Source organism: Neisseria sp. P0021.S007, from assembly GCF_051956855.1.
Map to the genome: position 1 here is coordinate 1 of NZ_JBQCXA010001655.1, position 449 is coordinate 449.

1 protein-coding gene is annotated in these 449 nt (G+C 45.2%); it reads right to left on the reverse strand.

Features of this window, described 5'->3' with window-relative positions; translation table 11 throughout:
* Positions 1-4: 4 nt before the first annotated feature.
* A partial coding sequence (gene ribA, locus ACTHUR_RS20760) for a GTP cyclohydrolase II (protein ID WP_440400694.1) occupies positions 5-449 on the reverse strand: 445 nt, incomplete at its 5' end.

Below are 449 nucleotides of genomic sequence, written 5' to 3' on the forward strand. Positions count from 1 at the left end.
TCTATCAATCGAAAATCAAATGCCCCAATTTATCCGCTTTAGTATGCAGATAACGTTCATTTTCCACATTTTCGCCGACATGTAATGCAATCCGTTCAACCACATTAATGCCGGAATCTTTCAACGTTTGGATTTTTTCAGGATTATTGGTCAACAACCTGACCTCCCGAATATGCAGATAATCATAAATCTGCTTGGCTAAAGTGAAGTCGCGCGCATCAACAGGAAGGCCGAGCGCTACATTGGCTTCAACCGTATCCAAGCCCTGATCTTGCAGACGATAAGCACGGATTTTGTTTATCAAACCAATGCCCCTGCCTTCTTGGCGCAAATATACGATAACGCCACGCCCTTCTTTCTGAACAACCTGCATCGCCGCTTGAAGCTGAGGGCCGCAATCACATTTCACCGAAAATAAAGCATCGCCGGTCAAGCACTCGGAATGGATA